At 42.3% G+C, this 5,958-nt stretch carries 6 protein-coding genes and 1 tRNA gene; 2 read left to right on the top strand and 5 right to left on the bottom strand.

Annotated elements, in window-relative coordinates; all coding sequences use genetic code 11:
* Positions 1 to 221 precede the first annotated feature (221 nt).
* Positions 222 to 1,529: a carboxyl-terminal processing protease CtpC gene (gene ctpC, locus AC5JMF_RS28385; RefSeq protein WP_495799053.1), complete on the top strand. Its 1,308-nt coding sequence runs from the start codon at positions 222 to 224 to the stop codon at positions 1,527 to 1,529.
* 2 nt (positions 1,530 to 1,531) lie between these two features.
* Here ctpC and AC5JMF_RS28380 read toward each other — a convergent pair whose 3' ends face one another.
* Positions 1,532 to 1,717 carry a DDE transposase family protein gene (locus AC5JMF_RS28380; protein WP_495799052.1) on the bottom strand — a complete coding sequence of 62 codons (186 nt, stop codon included), beginning with the start codon at positions 1,715 to 1,717 and terminating at the stop codon, positions 1,532 to 1,534.
* A 49-nt stretch (positions 1,718 to 1,766) separates the two neighbouring features.
* Between AC5JMF_RS28380 and AC5JMF_RS28375 the strand changes: the two genes are divergently transcribed.
* Positions 1,767 to 2,276: a MogA/MoaB family molybdenum cofactor biosynthesis protein gene (locus AC5JMF_RS28375; RefSeq protein WP_495799051.1), complete on the top strand. Its 510-nt coding sequence runs from the start codon at positions 1,767 to 1,769 to the stop codon at positions 2,274 to 2,276.
* Positions 2,277 to 2,289: 13 nt separating this feature from the next.
* Here the strand turns inward: AC5JMF_RS28375 and AC5JMF_RS28370 are convergent, their stop codons facing one another.
* From AC5JMF_RS28370 to AC5JMF_RS28355, 4 genes are all read right to left on the bottom strand, one after another.
* Positions 2,290 to 2,652 (bottom strand): DUF5615 family PIN-like protein, encoded by a 363-nt coding sequence (locus AC5JMF_RS28370; RefSeq protein WP_495799050.1) that lies wholly within the window; start codon positions 2,650 to 2,652, stop codon positions 2,290 to 2,292.
* Positions 2,649 to 2,888, bottom strand: a complete 240-nt coding sequence (locus AC5JMF_RS28365; protein WP_495799049.1) for a DUF433 domain-containing protein — start codon at positions 2,886 to 2,888, stop codon at positions 2,649 to 2,651. The genes AC5JMF_RS28370 and AC5JMF_RS28365 overlap by 4 nt, the downstream gene beginning before the upstream one ends.
* 226 nt (positions 2,889 to 3,114) lie before the next feature.
* Positions 3,115 to 3,186 (bottom strand) — tRNA-Lys (locus AC5JMF_RS28360).
* A 43-nt stretch (positions 3,187 to 3,229) separates the two neighbouring features.
* A complete protein-coding gene (locus tag AC5JMF_RS28355; protein ID WP_495799048.1) occupies positions 3,230 to 5,461 on the bottom strand; it encodes a sensor histidine kinase in 2,232 nt (743 codons plus the stop codon).
* Positions 5,462 to 5,958: the final 497 nt, after the last annotated feature.

The following is a 5,958-nucleotide window of genomic DNA, read 5'->3' as shown; positions in this document are numbered from 1 at the left end:
CCCAGTCCCCAATCCCCAATCCCCAGTCCCCAATCCCCAGTCCCCAGTCCCCAGTCCCCAGTCCCCAGTCCCCAATCCCCAGTCCCCAGTCCCCAGTCCCCAACTTCACCGGATCATCATCTATTGTGCTGAAATAAGAATACATGCTCAGCCTTTACAGTATTACCCTGTGTTAGATTGGGCATACTGACTATAAATTTTTCCTCTGGCGCAGCGTCATTATGGTGAATATGAAAACTTTGCTGGTTTTGGCTGCTACGGCAGTGACGCTCTCTACAATCGGTGTTACTAGCCTTGGTATTAACTCCCGAGGTCAGGCTGTATTTAAAGATAATCCCAATAAAGAATTAGTAGATGAAGTTTGGCAGCTTATCCACCGCCAATATGTGGACGCCACATTTAATCAAGTCGATTGGCAAGCTGTCCGTAAAGAGTATTTAAATAAACCTTACACTGATCAAAAAGAAGCTTATAAATCCATCCGGGAAATGCTGAAAAAGCTTGACGATCCCTACACCAGGTTTATGGATCCTGAAGAGTTCAAGAATATGCAAGTAGACACTTCTGGAGAACTCACAGGAATTGGTATCACTATCAGCCAAGATGAAAAAACAAAAAAACTGGTTGTAATTGCCCCTATTGAGGATACACCCGCTTTTAAGGCTGGAATTTTAGCTAAAGATACTATCCTAAAAATTGATGGCAAAAGCACTCAGGGAATGGATACTAATCAAGCAGTATCCCTAATTCGTGGTGAGCCAGGAACGAATGTGGCTCTGACGATTGAACGCAATGGCGAAATAAAACAGTTTGATATCAAAAGGGCACGAATTGAGATCCATCCAGTGCGCTATTCCCAGCAAAAAAGCCCAACAGGTAATATCGGCTACATTCGCCTCAATCAATTTAGTGCCAATGCTGGAAAAGAAATGCAAGCTGCGATCAAAGATTTAGAGACGAAACAAGTAGCTGGATATATTCTGGATTTACGCGGCAATCCAGGCGGCTTATTATACTCAAGTATAGAAATTGCCCGGATGTGGATGAATACAGGCACTATTGTTTCTACTATCGACCGTCAAGGTGAACAAGAACGAGAAGTAGCAAATGGCAAAGCTTTGACCACAAAGCCGCTGGTTGTGTTGATAGATAAAGGTTCAGCTAGTGCCAGTGAAATTCTCTCAGGAGCTTTGCAAGACAACAAACGTGGTGTTTTAGTGGGTACTCAAACCTTTGGGAAGGGACTAGTACAATCGGTACGTCCTTTGGAAGGTGGCTCAGGAGTGGCGGTAACGATCGCAAAATATCACACACCCAGCGGTAAAGATATTAATAAGCATGGGGTAGACCCAGATGTCAAGTTGGAATTGACTAAGGAGCAACAAGAGGCATTAGTTCGTGATCGCCAAAAGATTGCGACACTCGCTGATCCCCAGTATGCTAAAGCACTGCAAGTGTTAAACAAGCAAATTGTTTTTAGACGCAGTGTGCGCGCTGAAAAACCAACACTCAGCAATCAGAAATATTAAAATTACACTGGTTGACACTTACCAGATCTAATTAATCCCACACGACGGGCGATCGCTTCCTCTTGTGAGCTAAAAGGCCCCCACTGTTCTACAATCTCTGGATGAGCATCCTCAATTTCCTCGCTGGGAACTATTTCACAGTTTCCGGCGTTGCGCTTGACAACGTACCATTTTTGTGCATCTTCCATACTAAATAAAAACTAGTTTTCAAAACAACAGAGAAAATTTTACGGCTTTATGAACCAACAACCCCATCCAGACGCGCCTGGGATGACGGTAACTTGTGCGGTAGTTACTGTCAGCGATACACGTACCTTGGAAACAGACAAAAGTGGTCGGTTAATTCAGCAATTACTCGCAAGTGCAAATCATGCTGTTAAAACCTACACAATTATTCAAGATGAACCGACGCAGATTCAAGAGCAAATAGAATATCTAGCAAAAAACTCCAGCTTGGATGCGGTGATTTTCAATGGTGGTACAGGCATCGCACCCAGAGATACTACTTACGATGCAATAGAGAAGTTATTAGAGAAAACTTTACCAGGATTTGGGGAATTATTTCGCTTTTTAAGTTATCAAGAAATTGGTTCGCGGGCGATCGCTTCTCGCGCTGTTGCTGGTGTTTATCAAGATAAATTAATCTTTTCACTTCCTGGTTCTACTAATGCTGTGCGATTAGCGATGGAAAAACTGATTATACCAGAACTCGCTCACTTGGTTAGTCAGTTGCGTAAAAATACATAAATATAAACTTTATTTAGATAGGCGATCGCCTCATCCTAAAAGCACTATTACTTACTGAAATAATTGCTCCTGCTATTAAATCAATCTCAAAACGATTTAACGCTTCAGCCAAGCGTGCATTGATGACTTCATAACTTTCATTACCTAGCCTAAACAAAATTATGCTAGGTAATGTTTCTCCACTCACTGCCAAAAGATAACCAAAATCCAAATCTACTGTTAACAAAATTCGCCCTTCAATCCTAGCTTTTACTAAAATCTCGGCATCAGGGAGTTTTTCTAAACCTTCCTCAACTAAATGTATTGCATCATAACCAGCAGATTTTAACCAGCTCACTGTGCGTGGTGAGATACCCATATCTGCTAAGAATCTCATCCTGCTTTCTCACCAACTATTGGAAAAACTTGTTCTCGTGCTAACCATGCAGCATACAACAAAGATTGTTGAATATCTTCTGGTTCTAAATATGGATAGTCCTCAATAATTTCTGTTACTGCTTTTCCGTTAGCCACTAAATTTAAAATCAATGAAACTGGAACACGCATTCCCCGAATACAGGCTTGTCCCGCCATAATGCGAGGGTCAAATGTAATACGGTCAAAATCTAACATAAACTAATCCTCTGGCAAAAAATTGAATGCCCAAGTTTGCTAGATGGACATTTGTTTCTCCACATTTACACAGATTTATGAAGAAGGGAATAGGGAATAGTTTTTCCTATTCCCTATGATGTACTAAAGCTCACGAAGTATTGCCCTTCAAGAGTTCTCTTTTGATAAAATTCTGAAATTAGCAAACAGTTATTAGGCTTATCGATAACTGATAACTGTTAAAAGGTGGGTGACGAGGGACTCGAACCCGCAACCAATAGATTAAGAGTCTACTGCTCTACCATTGAGCTAGTCACCCACATAGAAAACAAATATAGCAAACTTCTGGCGAATTTACCAGTCTAGAGAGAAAATTGGACTGTAAAGGTGGTTTGACATGCTGTACTCTCCACATGAATTGAGCCACCCAGATGTTTGACCATTTTCTGTACTAATGCTAGTTCCAGCCCGCTGCTATTGTATTTCCAGCGATCGCTTTGGGAAATGTGATAAAAAGGCTCGAAAATACGTGATAGCTCATTGCTGGGAATTTCTACTCCCGAATTGCTGATCCTCAGTTGTACCGTATTTGCTGTTTGGTAAGCAGACACTGTGATTGTTTCGCCCGTTGGGGTGTATTTGCAGGCATCGTTGAGTAATTCTGTAACGATGCGCTCTAAATCGGTGATATCTGTCTCTAAAGGCAATAGTGTCGGATCAATACTCAGGTTTAATTGCTGTCGCTGGCAGTTGGTGAGGTCTCGAAAAGATTCGACAATCGGAGGTAGCCAGCTTTGCAAGTCAATGGCGATCAAAGTCGGGGGATCGGGTTCGGCTTCAAGATATGTGAGTGCGAGTAGATCGTTAATTAACTTGCTTTCCCGCCCACACTCGTTATGCAGAATCTGTAAGAGTTGTGGAACGATTTCTATATCTAATACTTCTTTTGGTGTGAGAACACTCTCTAGGGTTTGGGCTGCGAGGCTAATGCTAGTGATTGGTGTACGCAGTTCTTGAGACAAGGTTCTCAAGAATTCGTTTTTGAGACGTTCTCGTTTTTCTAGTTCTTTCAACTGTCTTTGGGTTTTTTCGTATAGCTGTCCTTGACGAATGGCGATCGCACATTCATCTGCTATTTGCTGCACTAGCCCAATTTCAAACTCATCAAACGCTTCTTGCGTCGGTCTTGTTAACCAAATATTCCCTAGAATTCCTTGAGTATCAAAAATTGGGCAAGCCATCTGTGCTACTACAACTAGCTTTGGTTGCCATCCCGGTACAACTTCCAAAAATTGCACTGATTGTTTTTGTAACAGCGACTGGTAAACTGCTAAAGAGTCTACTATCTGTCGTGTAAAACCTTGACATTTGGGTAAATTGGTGGTGTATTCGTAAGCAACACTCACCAAGGTTTGACAAGTACTGTACAGTTCAATCTGACATCGATCAAGGTGCAGTAACTGTGATAATTCCTCAGTGACTGTCTGCAACAGTTGATTTTCATCGAAACTGTCGCGGATTTGTTCAGTCATGCGTCGCACCAAGGCTTCAAAGTTTTGTACTTGCTGCAACTGAGTGATGTGCTTCTGTTTTTGGAATTCCAACTGAAGTTGAAAATCCTTGATTTGCTGATGAAGTTTTGCCTGTTGCACGGCAATGCCAATTTGGATTGCTAATTGTTTGAGCAGATTAATTTCTGTTTGTTGCCATTGATATGGTTGACGGCAATGTTGAGCAATCAACAATCCCCACAATTCTTGCTGTAAGAAAATCGGCACGACAACATTAGCTCTCACCTGCAAAGATGCGAGTAAATCTATTTGGCAATGATGCAATCCGGCTGTATAAATATCCTCAACAACTTGAATACAATTGCGTTCGTTAAGTTCTTGATGTTTGCTACTTAAGCAAGGATTTTTGAGGTTTTTTCCCAGCAGCGATTCACAGCTATTGACAACAGATTCGGCAATGATCACCCCAGTTGCATCAGGCTGGGATTGATAGATTAACACGCGATCGCTCTGCAAAATCTGCCGGGTTTCTTTGACTGTTTGATGAAGAATCGTTTCTAAATCTAAAGCTTGGTGAATCCATCCGGCGATCGCTTCTAGCAGTTGCTCTTGCTCAGCCTCTGCCCGCTTGGCTGGAGTTATGTTACTACTAGTACCAATCAGGCGATAAATCTTCGAGTTAGCATCTCGTAAGGGAGTTAAAGTTGTACTCCACCAGGTAGGAATTCCTTGAAATTCTAAGCATTGCTCGTAGGAGATGGTTTTGCCAAAACACACGCAGTCAGCGTAATGTTGACGCACTCTAGCAGCATCGACAGCAGAGAGAATATCCTCTGGTTTTTTACCTCGCAGATCTTCTGAGCGAATACCTAACCACCTCTCATGAGTAGGGTTAAGCGCCACATATCGAAAATCTCCATCGTCTAGAACATCCACGACAAAAATAGATGCTTGCACAGAGTCGTACATGCTCAGTAAAAACTGCTCACTACTTGTTGTCTGGTTTACTTCTGTGCCAAAGAGAATTTGAGGAGGTGAGAGTTGTTTCAACTGTAAGGTTGATTCAGCTGGATTTACATTCATGCGAGAGTCCCTGTCTGGTATTGCTGACTCTTCTAGGCGCTCTGTTGGGGTTATGTTAGTGGGATATGCACTTTAGCGCCTGAAGCAAAGGATGATCAGCCGTTGTTGATCGAAATTTGCATCTTTCTTTACTTCTTACCAGAAATTTATTCAGCTAATAGAAATCAGCTGAATAAATACTGCTTGTTGAAGGCCAAGTTGGGGACTGGGGAACTCGGGGCCCCCGCTCCCGAAGTGGGGATTAGGGGTAATGAGGACTTCTTACCACCACCATACAGCAATATAGTGGAGGACTCCAACGCTCCATAACTCGCGATCGCCGCGACTTGTTAAAGTATTTTTTTAAGAATTTTAAAAAATTGTTCCATATCATTAAGTGTAATTTATGTTAACACTGATTAGATTTCATAATTCTTAATATTTTGAACGCGCCAATCCCCAGTCCCCAGTCCCCAATCCCCAATCCCCAGTCCCCAATCCCCAGTCCCCAATCCCCA

It is taken from the genome of Desmonostoc vinosum, from assembly GCF_059505385.1.
The sequence above is the reverse complement of the archived record's forward strand: the minus strand, read 5'-3'. Positions and strand labels throughout refer to the sequence as shown.

Excerpts from the sequence above, each read along its gene's own strand:
- AC5JMF_RS28365 (WP_495799049.1), bottom strand. The coding sequence starts at position 2,888 with ATGTTAGATTTTGACCGTATTACATTTGACCCTCGCATTATGGCGGGA.
- AC5JMF_RS28355 (WP_495799048.1), bottom strand. The coding sequence starts at position 5,461 with ATGAATGTAAATCCAGCTGAATCAACCTTACAGTTGAAACAACTCTCA.
- AC5JMF_RS28375 (WP_495799051.1), top strand. The coding sequence starts at position 1,767 with ATGAACCAACAACCCCATCCAGACGCGCCTGGGATGACGGTAACTTGT.
- AC5JMF_RS28370 (WP_495799050.1), bottom strand. The coding sequence starts at position 2,652 with ATGAGATTCTTAGCAGATATGGGTATCTCACCACGCACAGTGAGCTGG.
- ctpC (WP_495799053.1), top strand. The coding sequence starts at position 222 with ATGGTGAATATGAAAACTTTGCTGGTTTTGGCTGCTACGGCAGTGACG.
- AC5JMF_RS28380 (WP_495799052.1), bottom strand. The coding sequence starts at position 1,717 with ATGGAAGATGCACAAAAATGGTACGTTGTCAAGCGCAACGCCGGAAAC.